Source organism: Streptomyces sp. MNU76 (genome assembly GCF_020982545.1).
GTDB lineage: Bacteria > Actinomycetota > Actinomycetes > Streptomycetales > Streptomycetaceae > Streptomyces.
In genome coordinates, this window is sequence record NZ_JAJKLK010000019.1 from 554,534 (window position 1) to 577,060 (window position 22,527).

The window sequence follows — 22,527 nt, forward strand, 5'->3', positions numbered from 1 at the left end:
CAGTTCCCGCGCCCCTGAAGGACGGGGGCTGTGCCCCCTGTCCTTCATCCCCCCGTTCCGAACCACGTCTCCGCCAGCGAGTCCAGCGTCTTGCTGGGTGGGGCCGGCAGCATGCGCAGGTACCAGTTCAGGTCGCTGTAGACGTGCAGGAGGGTGTAGGCCATCAGTTCGCGCGGGTCGAACGGGGGGTGGCCGTAGGCCTCGTAGAAGAGTTTCAGGAGGGCGGGGTCGGCCCGGGTGAGGTAGAGGCCGACGCTGACGAAGTCGTAGGCGGGGTCGCCGACCATGGCCGGCTCGAAGTCGAAGAGGCCCGTCAGGCGCCAGCCGTCGTGGGGGTCGACGGTGAGGTGCTCACGCATGAACTCCGTGTGCAGCAGCACCGGGCGGCGCGCGGCGGTCAGGGGCACCGAGCGCAGGAAGTCCGGGATCTGTTCGAGCCACGGCTCCGTGAGGCCGCCGCTCCGCTGCTGCTCGACCACCTCCGCGCGCTGGGCGGCGATGAACCGGCCCCAGTCCGGCGGGCCGGTGAGCGGGACGACCGGCGAGGCGTCCAGGGCGTGCAGGGCGGCCAGTCCCTCGGCGGCCTCGGCGACGATACGTTCCTGGTCCGGCTGGGGGATCCGGGGCCAGACCTCGTTGAGGTCCTCGCCGGGCAGCCGGGACATCAGCACATAGCGCCAGCCGTTCTTGTACTGGTCCGCCGAGTGCAACCTCGGTGTGGGGATGGGGAGTTTGCCCCACAGGATCGACAACAGGCGGGCCTCGCGGATCGCTTGCGCGGCCTCGAAACCCGGATACAGCTTGAGGACGAGGGAGTCGCCGACGGCGTACACCGGCAGCGAGCCCTCGGGAAAACGTACGATCCGCGCGCCTGCGAGACCGAGCGAGCCGCAGAGATCCTGGGCAGCCGGACGCAGCAGCGCCTCGTCACCGACGACTTCTTGCAACTCGTCGTTCGTGTCCACGCTGGGCAGCATGCGCGCAGCCTAGGGGGTGGCGGGGCCGTCCGCATCGCGAAACTGGTGGATGTAGGGGGCATCTACCTGGCTAGGGTGCGGCCAGGGGCGGGACCGTGCCGTCCCGCAGTGGCGAAGGAGCCGTGGGATGGGTGCCGTGGATGCCGAGCGTGCCGCGTATGACATGGGGTTTGTCGCGAAGACGGGGGCCGGGGGCGGTTCGGGGACGCGAGCGGGCGGGCGCCGGGCGGCCGTGCCCGGCTTCGCCCGGCGGGTCGCGGCCGTCGGGGGTTCCCCCGTTCGGGACATCCTCGCCGTCACCTCGCGTCCCGAAGTCGTCAACTTCGCGGGTGGGTTGCCCGCGCCCGAGCTGTTCGACACGGAGGGGATAGCGGCCGCCTACCGCGATGTGCTCGCCGAGTCCGCGGGGCGCGCGCTCCAGTACGGGGACGAATGGTGCCTGCACTCGGGCCGGCGCGCCTTCGCGTGCGATCGTTCCGTCGCGGTCCAGCCCTCGCTCATCCATGCTCACCATGGGGCCACTGTGCCTTGTGCGGCCCTTGCGTGGCGGCGTGTCCGTACGGCCTCAGTCCCACCAGAAGGACCAGACGGGCTCGCCGAGGAGGGTGCGGGCGTAGGAGGCGCGGGTGCCGTCGGGTGTGCCCTGCCAGATGTTGTCGGGGCAGAAGGCGAAGTGTTCGGCGGCCACGGCTTCGGCCTCGGCCTCGGTGGTGGGCGGGGTGGCCACGGAGAGGACGAGGTGGTCGTAGGCGAGGGCGACCACGCGTATGCCGAAGCGGTCCTCCCAGGAGCGCAGGACCGCGCAGAGCCTCGCCACGTCGTTCTCGTGGTTCGTCGGGCCGGTCCAGCCGATGGCCGCCGGGATGTCGGCGCTGCGGCGGGCGAAGACGAGGGCGAGGCGCGGGTCCTTCAGCCGGGAGGGGTCCTTGACGAGGGCGTCGGCCGTCTCGACGGCGAGGGCGTCGGGGTCGGGGTCGGGCGCCGTGTCCGGGGCGGAGGCCGGGGTGCGGCGAGGCCCGGCCACTCGGGGTCCTCGACGGTGGCGTACGCGTCCCAGAAATCGGCCAGGACCTCGTCGGCGTCGTGGTCGCCGGGGTAGGACATCTCGCCGGGCAGCAACTCCCAGTCCCGCGGACCGCCCTGGCGGTCGCCGACGTCCAGCAGCACCGGGAGGAGGCCCACCGTGCGGCGGGCGGGCTGGACGGCCGCCCAGGTGCCCGGTGCCGCCGTCTCGTCCGCGCACCACAGCAGCGGCTCGTGCCACGGGCCGTCGTCCGTCGTGTCGATCAACCTCCCCTGCGGGAGCGGGATCTCAAGCCCGAGCACACGCCCGCTCGGGTCGGCCGCCAGCTGGGGCAGCGGGTTGGGAAGTGTCGCCATGGGGGTGACTGTAGGGGCCACCACTGACAGCGGCCCGACCGGTGGTGACCCGATGGGCACTGCCGCCTCCCGGACGGCTGAGCGGTACCACGAACGGAACAGAGAGCGGGCCGCCGTGCACGGCGGCCCGCTCTCTGTTCCGTTCTCGCGCTCCTGCCGGTCGAGGTCAGAGCTTGTCGGGTGTCCTGATGCCCAGCAGGGCCATGCCCCGGTGCAGGGTGCGGGCCGTCAGGTCGACCAGGAACAGACGGTTCTCCATCTGCGCCGGGGTGTCGGCCTTCAGGACCGGGCACTGGTCGTAGAACGCGGTCAGCAGGGTCGCCAGCTTGAAGAGGTACGCGGCCAGCTTGTGCGGCTCGTACGACTCCGCGACCTCGGCCACGGTCTCGCCGAACTGGTCCAGGTGCAGGCCCAGCGCGCGCTCGGCCGGGGCCAGTTCGAGCTCCGGGTGGGCGGCCGGGCGGGCCTCGCCCGCCTTGCGGAGGATCGACTGGATCCGGGCGTACGCGTACTGCAGGTAGACGGACGTGTCGCCGTTCAGCGAGACCATCTGGTCCAGGTCGAACTTGTAGTCCCGGACGGCGGAGGTGGAGAGGTCCGCGTACTTGACGGCGCCGATGCCGACGTAACGGCCGTTCTCGACGATCTCCTGCTCGGTCAGGCCCACCTTCTCGGCCTTCTCCCGGACGACGGTCGTGGCACGGTCGATCGCCTCGTCGAGCAGGTCGACCAGACGGACCGTCTCGCCCTCACGGGTCTTGAACGGCTTGCCGTCCTTGCCGAGAACCGTGCCGAAGGCGAGCTGGAACGCCTTGACGTCCTCGTCGTTGAGCCAGCCCGCCCTGCGGGCGGTCTCGAAGACCATCTTGAAGTGCAGGGACTGGCGGGCGTCGACGACGTACAGCAGGGAGTTCGCCTTCAGGCTGAAGACGCGGTCCCTGATGGCGGACAGGTCGGTGGCCGCGTAGCCGTAGCCGCCGTCGGACTTCTGCACGATCAGCGGGACCGGGTTGCCGTCCGGGCCCTTGATGTCGTCGAAGAAGACGCACAGCGCGCCCTCCGAGCGGACGGCCACGCCCTGCTCCTCCAGGAGGCGGCAGGTCTCCGCGAGCATGTCGTTGTAGCCCGATTCGCCGACGATGTCGGCGTCCCGGATGTCCATGTCGAGCTTCTCGAAGACGGAGAAGAAGTAGATCTTCGACTCGTCCACGAACTTCTGCCACGTGGCGAGGGTGTGCGGGTCGCCCGCCTGGAGATCGACCACCCTGCGGCGGGCCCGCGTCTTGAACTCCTCGTCGGAGTCGAAGAGCTTCCTGGCCGTCTTGTACAGCCGGTCCAGGTTGGACATCGCGGCCTCGCCGGACGCCTGGAGGTCGCCGTCGGACTCCTTGTGGTCCAGCTCGTGCGGGTGCTCGTCCAGATACTGGATGAGCATGCCGAACTGGGTGCCCCAGTCGCCGATGTGGTGCCTGCGGACCACGTTCTCGCCGGTGAACTCCAGGATCTGCACGACCGCGTCACCGATCACGGCGGACCGGAGGTGACCGACGTGCATCTCCTTCGCCACGTTCGGCTGGGCGTAGTCGATGACCGTGGTGCCGGGGCGCTCCGCCGTGGGGACGCCGAGCCGGCCGGTGTCGTCCGCGTACCGCGCGGCGAGGTTCTCGGTGATCGCGCCGTCGGTGAGGGTGATGTTGAGGAAGCCGGGGCCGGAGACCTCGATCTCCCGGATCAGCTCGCCGGACTCCACCCGGGCGACGACCTGGGTCGCCAGTTCCCTGGGGTTGGCCTTGGCCTTCTTGGCCAGCGCGAGGATCCCGTTCGCCTGGTAGTCCGCCCGGTCGCTGCGTCGCAGCAGCGGGTCCGCGTCCGCGGTCGGCAGGGTGGCCGAGAGGGCGGTCGCGAGGCGCTGGTGGACGGAGGCGGTGAGGGACGTGACCGAAGCCATCAGGGGGAGCCGTTCTCCTCGGGGTACGGGTGGATGTCGTTCAGTATCCCACGGGGTAAAGGGTTTTTCTGCGGTGCCTCGGGGAGGGTGCGGGTCTCGTCGGCGGGTGCGGGTGCGTTCGCGCAGTTCCCCGCCCCTGAAAGATCAGGCCCTGCGGGCCGGAAAGACCACGGCCTTGCGGGCCTGAAAGGCTGCGGGGCCGCGGGTTGAAAAGCGCGGGGCGCAGCCCGGGCTTTTCAGGAGCGCGGGGAACTGCGCGATCAGCCCCCACCGGAGCCGCACCCGCCCACGTACCCGTACCCCCGCGTTATTGGGCGCCCGGTTCGACCCACGGAGTGAAAGGCTGGGAGAATGACGCGGTCGCCCGGGACCGTAACCGGCGGCCATGGAAACTCCAGGAAAAAGAGGACGTGCCGATCGTGGCTCAGAGCACCGAGACCACCGACTGGGTCTCCCGTTTCGCGGATGAGGTCATCGAGGAGTCGGAGCGTCGGGCCCCGGGCAAACCCGTCGTCGTCGCGTCCGGGCTGTCGCCGTCCGGCCCGATCCACCTCGGCAACCTCCGCGAGGTCATGACCCCGCACCTGGTCGCCGACGAGATCCGCCGTCGCGGCCACCAGGTCCGGCACCTCATCTCCTGGGACGACTACGACCGCTACCGCAAGGTCCCGAACGGCGTCGACGGCGTCGACGCATCCTGGGCCGAGCACATCGGCAAGCCGCTCACCTCCGTGCCCGCCCCCCAGGGCTCCGCCCACCCCAACTGGGCCGAGCACTTCAAGGCGGCGATGGTCGACGCGCTCGCCGAGATGGGCGTCGAGTTCGACGGGATCAGCCAGACCGCGCAGTACACCTCCGGGGTCTACCGCGAGCAGATCCTGCACGCCATGAAGCACCGCGGCGACATCGACGCGATCCTCGACCAGTACCGCACCAAGAAGGCCCCGGCGGGCTCGGCGAAGAAGCAGTCGCAGAAGCCGGTCGACGAGGCCGAGCTGGAGGCCGCGGAGGGTTCCGGCGCCGCCGGTGAGGACGACGGCAGCTCCGGCACCGCCGGATACTTCCCGTACAAGCCCTACTGCGGCGAGTGCGGCAAGGACCTCACCACCGTCACCGCCTACGACGACGACACCACCGAGCTGACCTACACCTGCACCGCCTGCGGCTTCTCCGAGACCGTCGCGCTGAACGAGTTCAACCGCGGCAAGCTCGTCTGGAAGGTCGACTGGCCGATGCGGTGGGCGTACGAGGGCGTCGTCTTCGAGCCGAGCGGCGTCGACCACTCCTCGCCCGGGTCCAGCTTCCAGGTCGGCGGGCAGATCGTCGGGATCTTCGGCGGCGAGCAGCCCATCGGGCCGATGTACGCCTTCGTCGGCATCAGCGGCATGGCCAAGATGTCGTCGTCCAAGGGCGGCGTGCCCACGCCCGCCGACGCGCTGAAGATCATGGAGCCGCAGCTGCTGCGCTGGCTCTACGCCCGTCGTCGGCCCAACCAGTCCTTCAAGATCGCCTTCGACCAGGAGATCCAGCGGCTCTACGACGAGTGGGACAAGCTCGACGCCAAGGTCGCGGACGGGTCCGCCCTGCCGGCCGATGTCGCCGCGCACTCCCGCGCGGTGCGCACGGCCGCCGGTGAGCTGCCCCGCACGCCCCGCCCGATGCCGTACCGGACCCTCGCGTCCGTCGCCGACATCACCGCGGGCGCCGAGGACCAGACCCTGCGCATCCTCAGCGAACTCGACCCCACCGACCCGCTCACCGGCCTCGACGAGGTGCGGCCGCGGCTCGACAAGGCCGAGGCATGGATCAACACCCAGGTGCCCGCCGACCAGCGGACCATCGTGCGCGAGGAGGCCGACGCCGAGCTGCTGAAGTCGCTCGACGAGGCGTCTCAGCAGTCGCTGCGGCTGCTGCTCGACGGACTCGCCGAGCACTGGTCGCTGGACGGTCTGACGCACCTCGTCTACGGCGTGCCGAAGGTGCAGGCCGGGTTCTCGGCGGACGCCACGCCCAAGGAGCTGCCGCCGGAGATCAAGACCGCCCAGCGGTCGTTCTTCGCCCTGCTGTACCACCTGCTCGTCGGGCGGGACACGGGGCCGCGACTGCCCACGCTGCTGATGGCGGTGGGGCAGGAGCGGGTGCGGGCCCTGCTCGGGGGGTAAGGCCGCGTCGCGCACACACGAGGGAGGGGCGCCCGGTGATCATCACCGGGCGCCCCTCCCTCGTGTGTGCGCGTCAGCGTGCGCCGGTCATGCGATGTGCTCGTCGGTCAGTTCCGCGTTGAGGCGGTTGGAGAAGCGGTTCACCATGCGCTTGGCCTCGGCCTCTTCGAGCGTGACGCCGTACGTCGCCTCGATGTCGGACATGAGGGCGCGCGGGGTGGGGGCGCCGTTGCCGCCCTTGGTGTTCTCGCGGAAGACCTGGTAGTAGTCCTCCTCCGTCGGCTCCGGGGCGCCGCCGCCCTCGCCCAGTTCGCGGGTGCGGTTCGGGCCGGACGGGACGGGGAAGCTGCCGGTCTCCTCCGGAGAGGGGCCGGGGGACGGGATGTCGGGTCCCTGGAGTTCCGGTGCCTCGAACTGCTGCTGCTGGAAGCGGGGGTCCCGGGGGTCCGGCTGGAAGCGGCGGTACTGCTCGTCCTGCGCGTACTGCTCGTACTGCTGCGGGTCCTGCTCCTGCTCCTCGTACCACTCCCCGTACTGTTCCTCCGGCTCGTACGACGGGTCGTAGCCGCCCTGGTACGGGACCTCCATGGGGTGGCGGGCGTGGAGCCAGGGGCTTTCGTCGACCGGGGGCTGCTCGGCGTAGCCCTGCTCCTGCTGTCCGGTTTTTTCCGGCCGACGCTGGGTGGGGGTGCTCTCCAGCTGGGGGCGCTGCTCGCTGGGAGGTGCCACTGCGCCCACCCGTGCCGCCCCAGCGGCACGATTGCCCGCAGCTAGGTCGACCTCGACCTGCTCCGCCGGCGGCAGGACCGCTGGTTCTATGCCTGCCGCGGCCAGGCCCGCCGGGGCCGTTTCCGCCAGGGGGACGCCGTAGCGGGCCAGGCGCAGTGGCATCAGGGATTCGACCGGGGCCTTGCGGCGCCAGGCGCGGCCGTAGCGGGAGCGCAGGCGGGCCTGGTAGACGAGACGTTCCTGCTCCAGCTTGATGACCTGGTCGTAGGAGCGGAGCTCCCACAGCTTCATGCGGCGCCAGAGCAGGAAGGTGGGGCCCGGGGAGAGCAGCCAGCGGGTGAGGCGGACGCCCTCCATGTGCTTGTCGGCGGTGATGTCGGCGATCCGGCCGACCGCGTGCCGGGCCGCCTCGACCGCGACGACGAACAGGATCGGGATCACCGAGTGCATACCGACGCCCAACGGGTCCGGCCAGGCCGCCGCCCCGTTGAACGCGATCGTCGCCGCCGTCAGCAGCCACGCCGTCTGGCGCAGCAGCGGGAAGGGGATGCGGATCCAGGTCAGCAGGAGGTCCAGGGCGAGCAGGACACAGATGCCCGCGTCGATACCGATCGGGAAGACGTAGGAGAAGTTCCCGAAGCCCTTCTGGACCGCCAGTTCCCGGACCGCCGCGTACGAACCCGCGAAGCCGATCCCGGCGATGATGACGGCGCCGAACACGACCACGCCGATGAGAACGCGGTGCATTCGAGTCAGCTGCATTGGCGCGGCCACCCGTACTCCCCTCCCCTTGCGTGTTGTTGCGCGCAACAGAGTGGCACATGTGTACGGCAAACGGGTTGCCGGATGGCAACGAGCCCGGCCCCCGAGGGGACCGGGCTCCGACGAACCACCAGGTGAACGGCGGCTACGACGTGCTCTTCCGGCTGCCGGAGGTGGACGAACCCGAGTCCGAATCGGAATCCGAGCCACCGTCCGCGTCCGAACTGATGTCCGCTCCGGAACCGCCCGACGACGATGCCTTCGTCGCCTCGCCCGACGGTGCCTTGGAAGCACTCTTCGACGGCGACGGCGACGGCGACGGCGACGACGAGGCGTCCGAACCGTCGTTCGCGTCCTCGACCGCCTCCACGACGTCCTCGACGGCGGACTTCGCGGACTTCAGCAGCGCGGCCGCGTCCGGTGTCTTCTCGCCGGCCAGACCGGCGCCGTTGTAGTCGAGCGTGATGACCACGTTCTCCGTGCGCACCACGACCGTCTGCTGCTTGAAGGTGTCGCCGTCCTTCTTCAGGTCGTACTTGACCACCGTCGCCTGGTCGCCCAGGCCCGTCGCCGGCTCCGTCTTGACGTTCTTCGCCCCGTCCACGGCCTTCGCCGCGGCCACCTTCGACTCCATCGCCTTGGCCGCGCGGTCCTCGCCCGGACCGTTCGCCGCGTCCGAGGCCAGCAGGTGCAGGGAGACGCTCAGCCAGCGGTACTGGGAGCCGTCCACGCCGTTGTTGTCGAGGCTGGTCCAGCGGCAGTCGCCGCTCACGTTCGCCTCGGCCTTGTTGATCGCCTTGCCGGACTTCACGCCCTGCGGCACCAGCGACTTCAGCGTCTTGGCGGGGAACACCTCGCACGCGTCCGGCAGTGTCGCGTACTTCGCCGCGACGACCTCCGGTGTGGCGCTCTCCTCCACCGACTGCTTCGCGCCCGCCGGCGTCTCGTCACCGGAGGCGCCGTCGGAGCCGGAGTCCGACGAGCAGCCGACCGCCAGCAGCATCACCGGCACGACCGCCGCGCCCGCGAGGATCCGGGCCCGGCCCGGACGCCCACGCCGTCCGACTCGCGTCACCCGCACCGAAGGCGCGACGCGCGGCGACTGATGCTGATCTGACTCTGCGGCTCGTTGCATGGTTCCTTCACATTCGGACACATTCGGACACCTTCGGATTGGTTCTCCGAGAGGCCACCGTACGCGGTGAAGAAGAAGTGCGGTTCTGGTTCGGGTGGTTCACGTGTGGGCCCGAACCACCCCCGAACGCCGCTCAGTCGTCGAACGCCTCCGCCAGCCGTTCCGCCAGATTCCGGGCCCTGTCCTGCATTTCCTCGCTGTCCGGCACCGCCGTCGTGGTCGCAGGCTGCTCCTCGTACTCCACCGTCACGATCACGTTCGACGTGCGGAACACCACAGTCACCGTGCGCTGTCCACTCGTGCCGAGCGTGTCGTCGAGGAAGGCCTCGTCGCCGAGACCGTCCAGTGTGCGCGGCTGGAGGGAGGCGGGGGTCCCGGAGGCGGAGGGATGGTGGATCCGGTGGTTCCGGATGAACCCGACGAACCGGATGAACCGGCAGTGTTCGATGTGTTCGAGGAGTCGGGGGAAGGGGACGCCGAGCGGGATGCGGAGGCCGAGGGGTTCGCCGACGCGTCCTCGGTGCCGCCCCCCGTCGTCTCCGTCCCCGACGTCCCCGCCGGCTCGTCCGTCTCTTCGTCGTTCCCGTCGTCGTCCCCGGCCGAGACGGTGGGGGTCGGCTCCGGCAGGTCGGCGGCCTCGACCTTCCCGCCGTACACCTCCTGCGCCTTGCTGTCGTCGCTGACCGCGTTCTGGTACGACCCGATCCGCTCGAAGTCGACGAAGAGATAGTGGGTGGCGCCCGCTGACTCCACCTTCCAGCGGCAGCCGGCCTTGCGGCCCGTGTCGTACGTCTGGGTCGCCTCGCCCTCGTACGCCTGCTCGCGCTGGGCGGCGCCGGGGAGTTGCCCGATGCCGGGCAGGAGGGTGTCGAGGGTGTCCTGGCCGACCGAGCCGCAGGGTTCCGGGAGCGTGTCGTAACGGCCGGGCTGGGCCACGGTGGCCGAGGTGGTGGCCTCGCCCGGGCGGGGATCGTCGGGGGAGGCGTCGTCGCTCGATCCCGTGCACGCGGCCAGCACTGCCGCGAGGAGCACGGCGACGCCGGGTACGTACGCCTTCCGCTGCACGGTGGGGCTCCTCTCGACGGGGTCCCTCGGGACGCCTGCGCTGTTCTGCCTGTGGTTATTCACTTGCCGCCCGGGGGTGACCCCCGGGCACCATGTGTATCGCACGCACTGCTGTGAACGCCGGTCCGGCATCCCTTTCGTAGACCTTGGCGACGGTTTTGCGTTCTGTGAACTTGAATGGTTTTCCGGGGGAATGAGGACGAAATGTCGCATGTCGAGATACCGGGTGCGAAGGTGTCCATCCGTATGTGGACCGACCCCGCGTCGGTGGAGGAGGGGGCGCTCCAGCAGCTGCGGAACGTCGCCACGCTCCCCTGGATCAAGGGCCTCGCCGTCATGCCGGACGTGCACTACGGCAAGGGCGCGACGGTCGGGTCCGTCATCGCCATGCGGGGGGCCGTGTGTCCGGCGGCGGTGGGGGTCGACATCGGCTGCGGGATGTCGGCGGTGAAGACGTCGCTGACGGCGAACGACCTTCCCGGTGACCTGTCCCGCCTGCGCTCCAGGATCGAGCAGGCGATCCCGGTGGGTCGGGGGATGCACGACGACCCCGTCGATCCGGCCACCCTGCACGGCTTCGCCGCCGGCGGGTGGGACGGGTTCTGGGGGCGGTTCGACGGGGTGGCGGAAGCGGTCAAGTTCCGTCATGACCGTGCGGAAAAGCAGATGGGAACGTTGGGCGGGGGCAACCACTTTGTCGAAGTTTGCACGGATTCGACTGGTTTTGTCTGGCTGATGCTGCACTCCGGCTCCCGGAACATCGGCAAGGAGCTGGCGGAGCATCACATCGGCATCGCCCAGAAGCTTCCGCACAACCAGGGCCTGGTCGACCGCGACCTCGCCGTCTTCGTCGCCGACACCCCGCAGATGGCGGCGTACCGCAACGACCTGTTCTGGGCGCAGGAGTACGCGAAATACAACCGCTCCATCATGATGGCGCTCCTCAAGGACGTCGTCCGCAAGGAGTTCAAGAAGGCGAGGCCGACCTTCGAGCCCGAGATCAGCGCCCACCACAACTACGTGGCCGAGGAGCGCTATGACGGCATGGACCTCCTGGTGACCCGTAAGGGCGCGATCCGCGCGGGCTCCGGCGAGTACGGGATCATCCCGGGCTCGATGGGCACCGGTTCGTACATCGTGAAGGGCCTCGGCAACGAGAAGGCGTTCAACTCTGCCTCGCACGGCGCCGGTCGGCGGATGAGCCGGATGGCGGCGAAGCGGCGCTTCTCGACGAAGGACCTGGAGGAGCAGACGCGGGGCGTGGAGTGCCGCAAGGACTCCGGTGTCGTCGACGAGATCCCGGGCGCCTACAAGCCGATCGAGCAGGTCATCGACCAGCAGCGGGATCTGGTGCGGGTGGTGGCGAAGCTGAAGCAGGTCGTCTGCGTGAAGGGCTGACGCTGACCCGGAGCGCGTCGGAGGAGCGCGGGGGCGGGGGCGCGGCGGTGGTCCGGATCCGCTGAGCGCCTTTGTCGCGCGGGGTGGCGCACGCGCCGTGCGACGCTGGCCGCATGGGCATTGTTCGGTCTGTCGTGCTGTTCGTGCTTGCCGCGTTGTTCGAGATCGGTGGGGCCTGGCTGGTGTGGCAAGGGGTGCGGGAGCACCGGGGTGGGTGTGGGTCGGGGCCGGGGTCGTGGCGCTGGGGGCGTACGGGTTCGTGGCGACGTTCCAGCCGGACGCGCACTTCGGGCGGATCCTCGCCGCGTACGGGGGGATCTTCGTCGCCGGGTCGATCGCCTGGGGGATGGTCGCGGACGGCTACCGGCCCGACCGCTGGGACGTGACGGGCGCGCTGATCTGCCTCGCGGGCATGGCCGTGATCATGTACGCGCCGCGCGGGGGGTGACGGCGGCTGTCGCTCAGGACGGCTGTCGCCTACGACGGCTGTGCCAATTCCTCCGGTAGCAGGCCGAGTTGGTTCATGAATTCCAGCTGGTCGAAGTAGAGCCGGTAGCTGGTGATCCGGCCGTCCCGGACGGTGGCGAAGTCCACGCCGCGGATCCTGATGTTCCTGTGGGTGGCGGGGATGGACGTACCGTCGGGGAACGCCAGCGGGCCGGTGTTGGTGCCGCTGTAGATGCCCTCGTCGATGGCGGTGTCGCCGACCTCGAAGGAGGAGAGCGACTCGAACCTCGCCTCGGGCACGGCGTCGGTCATCTGCCGCCAGTACTCGGCGATGGCGTCCCGGCCGTGAAGTTCTCCACCGTCGGGCGTGTGGGCGACCGCGTCCTCCGCGAAGAGGTTCCCGATGGTCTTGGGGTCCTGGTGTGTGGTGAGCGCCTCGGTGAGCTGGTCCATCAGCTCGCGCGCCTGTCCCATGATCCACCTCCTGTACCGGGGATCACCTCTCTCATTGTCGCACCACCTGCCTATCCTGGCCGGGCAGAGACCGACGTTCGATTCGTACCGCCCCAGGAGCAGCTCATGGCCACCGCCGTACCGTCCGCCGCCTCCCGCATCGCCGTCGTCACCGGGGCGAGCAGCGGGATCGGCGCCGCCACGGCCCGGCAGCTCGCGGCGGCCGGCTACCGGGTCGTGCTCACCGCGCGGCGCAAGGACCGCATCGAGGCGCTGGCCGAGGAGATCAACCAGGGCGGCGGGCAGGCCACCGCGTACGCCCTGGACGTCACCGACCGCGCGGCGGTGGACGAGTTCGCGACCGCGTTCAGGACGATCGGCGTGCTGGTCAACAACGCGGGTGGCGCGCTCGGCGCCGACCCGGTGGCCACCGGCGATCCGGCCGACTGGCGCACGATGTACGAGACGAACGTCATCGGCACGCTCCATGTCACCCAGGCCCTGCTGCCCGCGCTCACCGCGAGCGGTGACGGCACGGTGGTCGTGGTGTCGTCGACGGCCGGGCACGGGACGTACGAGGGCGGCGCGGGCTATGTCGCCGCCAAGCACGGCGCGCACGTCCTCGCGGAGACGCTGCGGCTGGAGATCGTGGGGACTCCGGTGCGGGTGATCGAGGTCGCGCCCGGAATGGTCAAGACGGACGAGTTCGCGCTGACCCGCTTCGGCGGCGACGAGGCGAAGGCGGCGCGCGTCTACGAGGGCGTCGCCGAGCCCCTGACCGCCGACGACGTCGCCGACACGATCACCTGGGCGGTCACCCGGCCCAGCCATGTCAACGTCGACCTGCTCGTCCTGCGCCCGCGCGCGCAGGCCTCCAACACCAAGGTCCACCGGGAGCTGTGATGACGATCGAGGGTGCCCCGACTCCCGACGGCGACCTGACGCCCGAGAAGCGCCGGCTCGCAGAGGAGAAGAAGAACGAGCGGTACGTGTGGTGGTACCTCGGGTACTTCCTCTTCGGCATCCACATCGTCGCCTTCGTGATGATCTACGCGGTCCTGCACGCGAAGTAGCGACAGGACCGCCGCCGACAGCGCAGGAATAGAGGAGAGCGGGCCCACGTTCACAGGTATAGTTGAATCGTAAACAACCTGGAGGGTGGCAGCCATGATGCAGTTCGGGATCTTCAGCGTCGGTGATGTGACGCCGGACCCCACCACGGGCCGGACGCCGACCGAGCGCGAGCGCATCAAGGCGATGGTCGAGATCGCGCTGAAGGCGGAGGAGGTCGGCCTCGACGTCTTCGCCACCGGTGAGCACCACAACCCGCCGTTCGTGCCGTCCTCGCCGACCACGATGCTCGGCTATGTCGCCGCGCGCACCGAGAAGCTGATCCTCTCCACCTCCACCACCCTCATCACCACCAACGACCCGGTGAAGATCGCCGAGGACTTCGCGATGCTCCAGCACCTGGCCGACGGGCGCGTGGACCTGATGATGGGGCGCGGCAACACCGGCCCGGTCTACCCGTGGTTCGGGCAGGACATCCGGCAGGGCATCAACCTCGCCGTCGAGAACTACGCGCTGCTGCGCCGGCTGTGGCGCGAGGACGTCGTCACCTGGGAGGGCAAGTTCCGCACGCCGCTGCAGGGCTTCACCTCCACGCCCCGCCCGCTGGATGACGTACCGCCGTTCGTCTGGCACGGCTCCATCCGCTCGCCCGAGATCGCCGAGCAGGCCGCGTACTACGGCGACGGCTTCTTCCACAACAACATCTTCTGGCCGGCCGACCACACCAAGCGGATGGTCGAGCTGTACCGGCAGCGGTACGCCCACTACGGGCACGGCACGCCCGAGCAGGCGATCGTCGGTCTCGGCGGGCACATCTTCATGCGGAAGAACTCGCAGGACGCGGTACGGGAGTTCCGGCCGTACTTCGACGTCGCGCCGGTCTACGGCAACGGGCCCTCCCTGGAGGACTTCGCCGACCAGACGCCGCTCACCGTCGGCTCGCCGCAGCAGGTGATCGAGAAGACGCTGGCGTTCCGCGAGTACGCCGGTGACTACCAGCGGCAGCTGTTCCTGATCGACCACGCGGGGCTGCCCCTGAAGACCGTCCTGGAGCAGCTCGACATGCTCGGCGAGGAGGTCGTGCCGGTGCTGCGGGAGGAGTTCGCGAAGGGGCGGCCGGCGGACGTGCCGGACGCGCCGACCCACGGGTCGTTGCTGGCCGCGGCGGGGAAGCGGGACGCCGACCAGCGGGACGCGGAGAACAAGGACGCGGAGAAGAAGGAGAGTGTGTCGTGAAGCTCGTCGTCGTCTCGGCGGGGCTGAGTGTGCCCTCGTCCACGCGGCTGTTGGGCGACCGGCTCGCCGCCGCCGTGGTCGGGCAGGACGCGTCCGTCGAGGTCCAGGTCGTCGAACTGCGGGATCTCGCGGTCGAGATCGCCCACAACTTCACCAACGGGTTCCCCGGCCGGAAGCTCGCCGCCGCGTCGGACGCGGCGGCGGGGGCCGACGGGCTCGTGGTCGTCACGCCGGTGTTCTCCGCCTCCTACAGCGGGCTGTTCAAGTCCTTCTTCGACGTGCTGGACCGGGACGCGTTGGCCGGGAAGCCGGTGCTGATCGCCGCGACCGGAGGGTCGGCCCGGCATTCGCTGGTGCTGGAGCACGCGTTGCGGCCGCTGTTCGCGTACCTGCGGGCCGTCGTGGTGCCCACGGGGGTGTACGCCGCGTCCGAGGACTGGGGTGCGGAGGGGTTGGCCGGGCGGATCGAGCGGGCGGCGTCCGAGTTGGCCGGGTTGATGGCCGGGCTGTCCCGGCGGGGGGCTCCGCCGGTCGGGCGCGGGACCGGCCCCGCCGAGACCGAGGGGTTCGTTGTTGTTCCCTTTGAGGAGCAGTTGGCGGCGCTTCGGGGCTGAGATGCGCCGTTGGGGTGCGGTCGGAGTCAGGCCGCGCGCTGTTTGTGGTTGGTCGCGCAGTTCCCCGCGCCCCTGAGGGGCGCGGGTGTGGCCCTCTTCCACGAGCGCACCCTCTGCCGCAGCCAGCTCTTGGCCCTCGTCGAGCCCCGTTTCCAGGTGCGCTGGGGCCTCGTTTCGCGCAGTTCTGCGAACAGGTACTCGTACTTGGTGACGATCGGGGCCGGGTCGTAGCGGTGGGCGCTCGCCAGGGCCGCTCGGCCCATGGCGCGGCGGAGGGACGGGTCCGCGGTGAGGTCGAGGATGGCTTCGGCCAGGGCGTGCGGGTCGTCGACCGGGACGAGGCGGCCGTCGACGCCGTCGGTGATGATCTCGGCGGGGCCCAGCGGGCAGTCGGTGCTGACGACCGGGACCCCGCAGCGCATCGCCTCGACGAGGGTCATGCCGAAGGACTCCGCGTCGGAGGCGCTGACCACGATGGAGGCCCGCGCGAACTCCTCCTCGATGGGGGTGTGCGGGCCCATCAGATGGGCCCGGTCGGTGAGACGGAGCTCCTGGACGAGGGTCTCCAGCCGCTCCTGCTGCTTGCCGCCGCCGTAGATGCGCAGCTGCCAGTCCGGTTCCTTCGCGGCGACCCTCGCGAACGCCTCCAGCAGCAGGTCGAAGCGTTTGCCGCGGGCGAGGCGGCCGGCGGCCGCGATGACGGGGGCCGTGACGTCCGACGGGGCGACCTGGGCCTCCGGGACGATGTTGGGCACCGACATCACCCGTACGCCGGGCAGTTTCATCCGGGCGCGGTACACCGCCGCGTCCGCCCGCGTGGTCGTGACGACCGCGTCCAGGGTGCGGTAGTGGCGGGCGAGGACCTTGCGGAGCTGCTTGGAGTGGGCGTCGTGGCGCAGGTGTTCCTGGGCGATGCGCAGGGCGCGGCGGCGCGCGAAGCGGGAGACGTAGACGTTGATGCCGGGACGGGTGCCGATGACGACGTCCGCGTCGCAGCGGGCCAGGTACGCGCGGACCCGGAGGTCGGTGAGGCGGCTGTACTGGCGGTGCCGCTTGTCCTCGGCCGGGAAGTCCGTCGCGGGCTGCGCCTGGGCCGGATCGCGCAGGTCGGGGCTGTAGGGGCGGATGTCCACCAGGGGGACGAGCGTGACCCGCGGATCGACCTCGAAGCGGGGCTCCTCCAGGTGGCGGGCCATCGAGGCGATCTCCACGTCGTGGTGGTCCGCGAGCGCCGACGCCAGGTTCAGCGTCGTACGGACGGTGCCGCCGATGGCGTACGCGTTGTGCAGCAGGAACACGATCTTCATGCGGCGGCTCAAGGCCCTACCTTCCCGACGGCGTGAGCGGTGCGGTGATGCAGTTGTGCGGATGTGGTGTCGTTGTCCGATGTTGTGGTTGGTGGTGATGGTTTGGTTGGTTCGGACTCTTTGTACTCCATCTGCTCGCTCTGCCCGGGTTCCCGTGCGGCGGGGTGTCACACGGACACGCTGCGCCTGAGGAGTAAGGCGGACGCGCGGTCGGGGTGAGAGGCCGGTAAGAAGGGCGGTCCGGTGCTCTGGACGAGGTGGTGGGCGCCCGTGACCTTGGCAGACTGGTGGGGTGCCCCAGAACGTGCTGCTCGCCGAGGACGACCGCGCCATCCGCCATGCCCTGGAACGCGCGCTGACCCTGGAGGGGTACGAGGTCACGGCGGTCGCCGACGGCGTCGAGGCGCTCGCCCAGGCGCACCGCAACCGGCCCGACGTGCTCGTGCTCGATGTGATGATGCCCGGCATAGACGGCCTCCAGGTCTGCCGGGTGCTGCGCGCGGAGGGTGACAGGACGCCGATCCTGATGCTCACCGCGCTCGTGGAGACCGCCGACCGGATCGCCGGCCTCGACGCAGGAGCGGACGACTACGTCGTCAAACCGTTCGACGTCGAAGAGGTGTTCGCGCGGTTGCGGGCGCTGCTGCGGCGGACGGGCGGTTCGGACGGGTTCGCGGCTCCGGCCCCGTCGTCGGCGGCCGCAGCCCAGACCCATGCTGCGGCCCCGGACTCCGGCGGGCTCCTCACGGCCGCCGGGCTGCGCATGGACGTGCAGGCGCGGCGGGCGTGGCGCGGGGCGCGGGAACTGGAGCTGACCCGGACCGAGTTCGACCTGCTCGAACTGCTGGTCCGCAACGCCGGCATCGTCCTCGACCACGCGACCATCTACGACCGGATCTGGGGCTACGACTTCGGTCCCGGCTCAAAGAACCTCGCCGTCTACGTCGGTTATCTGCGCCGCAAGCTCGACGAGCCCGGGGCACCGGCGCTGATCCACACCGTGCGCGGTGTGGGGTACGCGCTGCGGGAAGACTGAGGGCGGCGCGCGATGCCGCCGCTCCGTGGCGTCCGGGTGTCCCGGCTGCTCTCCCGGCTGCGTCCGGTCCCCTCGCTGCGGGCCACGTTCACCGTGTCGTTCGTGGCGGTGGCGTGTGTCGTCACCGTCCTCGTCGGGATCCTCAGCTACAGCGCGGCGGCGCGGCTGGTGCGGGTCGACGAGCAGACCGTGTTCGCCGAGGTCGTGCGTGATCTGCGGGAGTTGGTGGAGCAGGACCCGCTGACGCCGGAGGACTTCGCGTCGGGCGACACCGGCGGTCCGCGCGACGACCTGATCCGCTCCGGCCGTACGGACGTCCAGGTGCTCGGCCCGCACGGGGAGATCCTCGACAAGGGCGCCCCCGGCCTGCCCGTCCGTGACGCCGACCGTCGTACGGCCGACGCGGTCCTGGCGGGGGTGACGGTCGAGCACGGCGAGGTCGAGGTCGGCAACGACCGCTACCGGGTGGTGACCGTCGCGCTCGGCGGCGGCCGGGGCGCGGTGCAGGTCGCGCAGGAGTTCAGCGACACGGAGGACCTGCTGCGGGAGCTGCAGCAGCGGACCCTGTTGTTCGTCTCCGGTGTCGTCATCTCGGCCGGGTTGTTCGGGTGGTGGCTGGCGCGGCGGCAGACCCGGCGGCTGGTGCAGCTGGCGGGGGCGGCGGAGGACGTGGCCCGGACCGGGCACCTCGGCATCCAGGTGCCGGTCGCGGGCCGGGACGAGGTGGGGCGGCTGGGCCGCTCCTTCGACCGCATGCTGGTTCGGCTCGCGCAGTCGGAGGAGGACCAGCGGCGCCTGGTCCAGGACGCGGGACACGAACTGCGCACGCCCCTCACGTCCCTGCGTACCAACATCTCCCTGCTCCGGCGCATCGACGAGCTGCCGCCGCGGGTACGGGAGGAACTCGTCGACGACCTCTCCCAGGAGGCCCTGGAACTGACGGACCTGGTCAACGAGTTGGTCGACCTCGCGGCCGGGCAGTCGAGCACCGAGCCGGTGCAGCGGGTGCAGTTGGCCGACCTCGCGGAGGAGGTCGCCGGGACCGCGCGGCGGCGCACCGGGCGCGAGATCGTCGTCCGGGTGGCCGGGGACACGACCGTCGAGGGGAGGGCCGGGGCGCTGCAGCGGGCCATCTCCAACCTGGTGGAGAACGCGGCCAAGTTCGACCGCGGAGGCTCGGGGGCGATCGAGGTCGTGGTCGCCCGGGGGTCTGCGGGGCCCTCGGTGAGCTGGGCGGACTGGGTGAGCTGGGCGGACGGGGTGAGCTGGGGACCGCGGCGACCTGGGCGGGCTCGCCGGTCCGGGTGGGCCCGGCCACGACTCGGACGTGGTCCGCGTCGAGGTCCTCGACCGGGGCCCCGGCGTCCCCGACTGCGACCTCGAACGCATCTTCGACCGCTTCTATCGGGCCCCCGACGCCCGCAGCCTGCCCGGTTCGGGCCTCGGCCTCTCGATCGTCCGAGCGGTCTCCTCCGCCCACGAGGGCGCCCCGTTCGCCTTCCGCCGCGAGGGCGGGGGCCTGGTGACCGGCTTCACGGTACGGGTCGCCGACGGCGGAGGGAGCGTCGGCGGCGCCGGGTGACGGTACGTGCCAGGGTGCGAGGGGCGACGAGGTGGGCGGGGCGAGGGCGGACCGGGCCGGGGTGGAGTGGGTGGTTCAGGGAGTCGGGCGGGTCGCTCCCGCGCTCCAGCGGCCGAGGACCGGTTCGCTCAGGGTGCGGGCCGTCCAGCACAGGGTCTGGCCGTGGCGGGCGAAGAGTTCGTCGCGGTCGTCGAAGTGGCCGAGGTCGGCGACGACCCGGGCGGAGAGATCGCAGGCGGGGCCGGATCCGGTGCCTGCCTCGGTGCCGCAGGCGTCCCAGCGGACCCCCGTACGGGCCACCGCGTCGAAGAGGGTCTCGCCGCCCTCGTTGGCGAAGCCCTCGCCGTCGCCGCCGGGGGCGGGGGAGTCGAAGAGTTCGCCGATGGGGACCCAGGCGCCGCTGATCCTGAACTCCGGCCAGGCCAGCAGGACCTGCTCCGGCACGAACGGCTTCAGCCGAGGGAACCGCGGATACCAGAAAGCCCCGTCCACCAGCAGCCCGCGCACCCGCGTCCGCACCCGGACCGCCCGCGCGACCGCCTCCAGCGCCGCCATCCGCTGACTGCACGAGCCGCGCCGCAGCCGCAGCGTCCGCGACACCCGCCGGCGGTCCTCCACCGAGTACACGGGCCGTACGTCCCGGGCGATGATCCGGTGCGCGGTCCGCAGCGCGTCACGCGGTGTGGCCTCGTTCAGCACCCGGCGCGCGACCGCCCCGACCAGCGGGTCGTCATGGTCCAGGATCTGCGTGGCCCGGGTGGAGCCGAGCACGCCCGTGGGCTCCCGCACCGTCACCGCGGCCCGTTTGACCTGGGCGTTGTACGACATGAGCAACCGACTGGTCATGACAGTTCCGTCCCCGTACCCGTTGTGTCCGCGCTCCCGGCGGAGCGCCGCCCACCCCCTGCGGGCACCCTCCCGCCATCATCACACGACCCTCCGACCGGCTCGCGAACCACTCAGGGTGAGGGTCGGGCCGGGGTTCCATGGCCCAGGGTGACGCGCTTTCGTAGTACTTCCACCGACCCCATTGCGGCGGTGTGAACGGGCCGACTACGGTCATTCCTGCGCTCACGGAGAGTGCTCGAAAGATTACTCATCTGTCCCGCATGGCTACTTACTGTGCCGCCAGTCGTCAGCGCACCCCGGGCCGTCGACACCCGAGGAGGATCCACAGACGCGGTAGGGAGGCGAGCAGTTCCTTCTCGTCGCAATGGAGTTGATCACCCGTGACCGAAACCGCCCGTAGTCTCCGCGCCCCGTTCCCCAGTGCCACCCCCTGGCTCTCGCCCGCGGCGACGACGTACACCCTGTTCTGTCCGTCCCTCGACACCTCCCCGCTCATCGCCCGCGACTTCGTCGCCACCGTCCTGCGCGCCCTCGGCCTCGACACCCTCGTCGACGCGGCCGCCCTGTGCACGTCCGAGCTGGTCACGAACGCCTGTGTGCACGCCAAGGGCGGAGGATCGGTTCTCTGGCTGTCGGTGGAGACCTGTCGCGTGCGCGTGATCGTCTTCGACGGGGACGAGAGTCCGCCGGTCATGCGGGAGTTGACGCCGGGCCGCTGGGAGGAGGGCGGACGCGGGCTCTACCTCGTGGACGCCCTCACCGAAGGACACTGGGGCACCGCCGCCGGCCTCCCGGACGGCGGCAACCTCGTCCACCCCGACGGCAAGGCGGTCTGGTTCGACCTGGCGGCACCGAGCGCGTCCCTGACCAGGTGAGGGCCCGCGCGGGCCCACATCCGTTTGTGACCGGTCCCGTTCGCGTATTACATGCCGGGGGGCGAACGAAGGGTGGCCGCATGCGGAGCAGGGCCGGGTTCATAGCGGATGAGTACGGACTGGGAGGCGGGGCCTGGGAGATGGTGCCCGTCGCCCGCGGGGCCCTGGGGCAGATCTGGCGGTTGTCCGGGGGCGACGGGGTGTGGGCGGTCAAGGAGTTGCTGTTCGGGTGTGACGAGGAGCAGGTCGCCCGGGAGGCCGGGCTGCGGAACGCGGCGGAGGGGCTGGGGATCTCGGCGCCACGCTTCCTCGCGGACCGGCACGGGGCGTATGTGTCACGGCTCCCGGAGTCGATGGGCGGGGCGTATGTGAAGGTGTACGGCTGGGTGGACGGGAGCGAGGCGGACCCCCGTGACCGGGAGCTGCTCGCCTGGTGCGGGCGGACCCTCGCGCTACTGCACCGGGCCGGGGAGGGGACCGGGGAGACGCCGAACGACTGGTACGAGCGGTGTCCCGGGCCGGCGGAGTGGGCTCGGGTGTGCGAGGCGGTACGGCGGGCCGGGGTGCCGTGGGCGGCGGCGCTGGAGCGGTTCGCGGCCACTCGGGCGGTGGAGTTGGCGGCGTACGTCACCCCGTCCGGGGTCGGCGACACCGTGACCTCGCATCTCGACATGCGGCCGCAGAACGTGCTGGTGGGGCCGACCGGACCCGCCCTCCTCGACTGGGACTCTCGGCGGAGCGGGAACTCGCCCGGGCCGTCCATGTGTGGGCCGGCGGGAACGACTTCCGCGCCGCGTCCGCCCGGCGGCTGGTGCGCGGCTACGTGGCGGCCGGAGGGCCCGGGCGTATCGAGGGCGTGGAGTCGTTCTCCATGCTCTTCGCGACCGAGCTGAACTATGTGCGGGTGCAGGCCGGGTGCGCGATCGATCCGGAAGCCACCGCGGCACAGCGGGAGTTCGCGGACGGGCAGATCGTGGAGCTGCTGGCCAAGGGCAGGCTGCCGGATCCCGCGGCCGTCGACCGGCTGGTGACCGCCCTCGCCCCCGAGTGGTGACCGGCCCTCGGTGACGGTGGGGCGGCGCTCACGTCCGGTCGATGTGGACGTTCGTGGACTTCACCCGGGCCGTGGCCTCCATGCCGACCTCCAGGCCCAGTTCCTCCACGGCCTCCCGGGTGAGCAGGGAGACCAGGCGGTGCGGACCCGCCTGGATCTCGACCTGGGCCGCCACGTCACCGAGCTTCACGGCGGTGACGATGCCGGAGAAGGCGTTGCGCGCCGACGTGTACGGAACCTCGGCCTCGTCGGCGGCGTCCCGGGCGAGGCGTACGGAGAAGGCCGCGAGGTCCTTCCCGTCGATGAGCCGACGCCCGCTCTCGTCGCGTCGCGTCGCCATCCGGCCCGCGTCCGCCCAGCGCCGCGCGGTGTCGGGGCTGACCCCGAGCAGCCGTGCGGCCTGCCCGATCGTGTAGGACTGCATGGGCGCCAAGATATGCGGGCCGG

General features: G+C 70.9%; 16 protein-coding genes and 6 pseudogenes. 12 read left to right on the forward strand and 10 right to left on the reverse strand.

Annotation, left to right across the window (positions count from 1 at the left end; translation table 11 throughout):
- Positions 1–44: 44 nt before the first annotated feature.
- Positions 45–977, reverse strand: coding sequence for a phosphotransferase family protein (locus E4N62_RS28925; RefSeq protein WP_230219369.1), 933 nt, complete (start codon positions 975–977; stop codon positions 45–47).
- Between the two features lie 127 nt (positions 978–1,104).
- On the opposite strand from E4N62_RS28925, the pseudogene E4N62_RS28930 reads away from it, so the two are divergent.
- Positions 1,105–1,404: pseudogene (locus E4N62_RS28930) on the forward strand (PLP-dependent aminotransferase family protein); the annotation flags it as partial.
- Positions 1,405–1,542: 138 nt separating this feature from the next.
- Here E4N62_RS28930 and E4N62_RS28935 read toward each other — a convergent pair.
- Positions 1,543–2,357, reverse strand: a pseudogene (locus tag E4N62_RS28935) (DUF4253 domain-containing protein).
- Between the two features lie 166 nt (positions 2,358–2,523).
- On the reverse strand, positions 2,524–4,305 hold the full coding sequence (gene argS / locus E4N62_RS28940; protein WP_230219372.1) for an arginine--tRNA ligase: 1,782 nt from the start codon (positions 4,303–4,305) through the stop codon (positions 2,524–2,526).
- 410 nt (positions 4,306–4,715) lie between these two features.
- Between argS and lysS the strand changes: the two genes are divergently transcribed.
- A complete protein-coding gene (gene lysS, locus E4N62_RS28945; protein WP_230219374.1) occupies positions 4,716–6,467 on the forward strand; it encodes a lysine--tRNA ligase in 1,752 nt (583 codons plus the stop codon).
- An 87-nt stretch (positions 6,468–6,554) separates the two neighbouring features.
- Here lysS and E4N62_RS28950 read toward each other — a convergent pair whose 3' ends face one another.
- From E4N62_RS28950 to E4N62_RS28960, 3 genes and pseudogenes are all read right to left on the reverse strand, one after another.
- Complete coding sequence (locus tag E4N62_RS28950; RefSeq protein ID WP_230219376.1) at positions 6,555–7,970, reverse strand: DUF2637 domain-containing protein; 1,416 nt, start codon at positions 7,968–7,970, stop codon at positions 6,555–6,557.
- A gap of 133 nt (positions 7,971–8,103) precedes the next feature.
- Positions 8,104–9,093 carry a hypothetical protein gene (locus tag E4N62_RS28955; protein WP_268269898.1) on the reverse strand — a complete coding sequence of 330 codons (990 nt, stop codon included), beginning with the start codon at positions 9,091–9,093 and terminating at the stop codon, positions 8,104–8,106.
- Between the two features lie 133 nt (positions 9,094–9,226).
- Positions 9,227–10,158, reverse strand: a pseudogene (locus E4N62_RS28960) (DUF3558 domain-containing protein).
- A 204-nt stretch (positions 10,159–10,362) separates the two neighbouring features.
- Between E4N62_RS28960 and E4N62_RS28965 the strand changes: the two are divergent.
- Positions 10,363–11,556: an RtcB family protein gene (locus E4N62_RS28965; RefSeq protein ID WP_230219379.1), complete on the forward strand. Its 1,194-nt coding sequence runs from the start codon at positions 10,363–10,365 to the stop codon at positions 11,554–11,556.
- Positions 11,557–11,669: 113 nt separating this feature from the next.
- Positions 11,670–12,004: pseudogene (locus E4N62_RS28970) on the forward strand (YnfA family protein).
- Between the two features lie 29 nt (positions 12,005–12,033).
- Here the strand turns inward: E4N62_RS28970 and E4N62_RS28975 are convergent.
- Positions 12,034–12,477 (reverse strand): ester cyclase, encoded by a 444-nt coding sequence (locus E4N62_RS28975; protein ID WP_230219381.1) that lies wholly within the window; start codon positions 12,475–12,477, stop codon positions 12,034–12,036.
- Between the two features lie 105 nt (positions 12,478–12,582).
- On the opposite strand from E4N62_RS28975, the gene E4N62_RS28980 reads away from it, so the two are divergent.
- The 4 genes from E4N62_RS28980 (at position 12,583) to E4N62_RS28995 (ending at position 15,377) form a co-directional block, all read left to right on the forward strand.
- Entirely contained in the window at positions 12,583–13,359 is a 777-nt protein-coding gene (locus E4N62_RS28980; protein ID WP_230219383.1) for an SDR family NAD(P)-dependent oxidoreductase, read from the forward strand.
- Positions 13,359–13,529 (forward strand): hypothetical protein, encoded by a 171-nt coding sequence (locus E4N62_RS28985; protein ID WP_230219385.1) that lies wholly within the window; start codon positions 13,359–13,361, stop codon positions 13,527–13,529. The genes E4N62_RS28980 and E4N62_RS28985 overlap by 1 nt, the downstream gene beginning before the upstream one ends.
- 97 nt (positions 13,530–13,626) lie before the next feature.
- Positions 13,627–14,763: an LLM class flavin-dependent oxidoreductase gene (locus E4N62_RS28990; protein ID WP_230220242.1), complete on the forward strand. Its 1,137-nt coding sequence runs from the start codon at positions 13,627–13,629 to the stop codon at positions 14,761–14,763.
- On the forward strand, positions 14,760–15,377 hold the full coding sequence (locus tag E4N62_RS28995; protein WP_230219388.1) for an FMN reductase: 618 nt from the start codon (positions 14,760–14,762) through the stop codon (positions 15,375–15,377). The genes E4N62_RS28990 and E4N62_RS28995 overlap by 4 nt, the downstream gene beginning before the upstream one ends.
- Before the next feature lie 26 nt (positions 15,378–15,403).
- Here E4N62_RS28995 and E4N62_RS29000 read toward each other — a convergent pair whose 3' ends face one another.
- Positions 15,404–16,684 (reverse strand): glycosyltransferase family 4 protein, encoded by a 1,281-nt coding sequence (locus E4N62_RS29000; protein ID WP_230220244.1) that lies wholly within the window; start codon positions 16,682–16,684, stop codon positions 15,404–15,406.
- A gap of 292 nt (positions 16,685–16,976) precedes the next feature.
- On the opposite strand from E4N62_RS29000, the gene E4N62_RS29005 reads away from it, so the two are divergent.
- Positions 16,977–17,720, forward strand: coding sequence for a response regulator transcription factor (locus tag E4N62_RS29005; RefSeq protein WP_184904929.1), 744 nt, complete (start codon positions 16,977–16,979; stop codon positions 17,718–17,720).
- Between the two features lie 12 nt (positions 17,721–17,732).
- A pseudogene (locus E4N62_RS29010) lies at positions 17,733–19,302 on the forward strand (ATP-binding protein).
- Positions 19,303–19,377: 75 nt separating this feature from the next.
- Here E4N62_RS29010 and E4N62_RS29015 read toward each other — a convergent pair.
- Entirely contained in the window at positions 19,378–20,148 is a 771-nt protein-coding gene (locus E4N62_RS29015; protein ID WP_230219390.1) for a transglutaminase domain-containing protein, read from the reverse strand.
- A gap of 383 nt (positions 20,149–20,531) precedes the next feature.
- Between E4N62_RS29015 and E4N62_RS29020 the strand changes: the two genes are divergently transcribed.
- The gene (locus tag E4N62_RS29020; RefSeq protein ID WP_230219392.1) at positions 20,532–21,026 is read left to right on the forward strand and encodes an ATP-binding protein; all 495 of its coding nucleotides are present in this window, start codon (positions 20,532–20,534) and stop codon (positions 21,024–21,026) included.
- A gap of 80 nt (positions 21,027–21,106) precedes the next feature.
- A pseudogene (locus tag E4N62_RS29025) lies at positions 21,107–22,080 on the forward strand (phosphotransferase enzyme family protein).
- Positions 22,081–22,108: 28 nt separating this feature from the next.
- Here E4N62_RS29025 and E4N62_RS29030 read toward each other — a convergent pair.
- Positions 22,109–22,504: a molybdopterin-binding protein gene (locus E4N62_RS29030; protein WP_184904919.1), complete on the reverse strand. Its 396-nt coding sequence runs from the start codon at positions 22,502–22,504 to the stop codon at positions 22,109–22,111.
- Between the last annotated feature and the right edge of the window lie 23 nt (positions 22,505–22,527).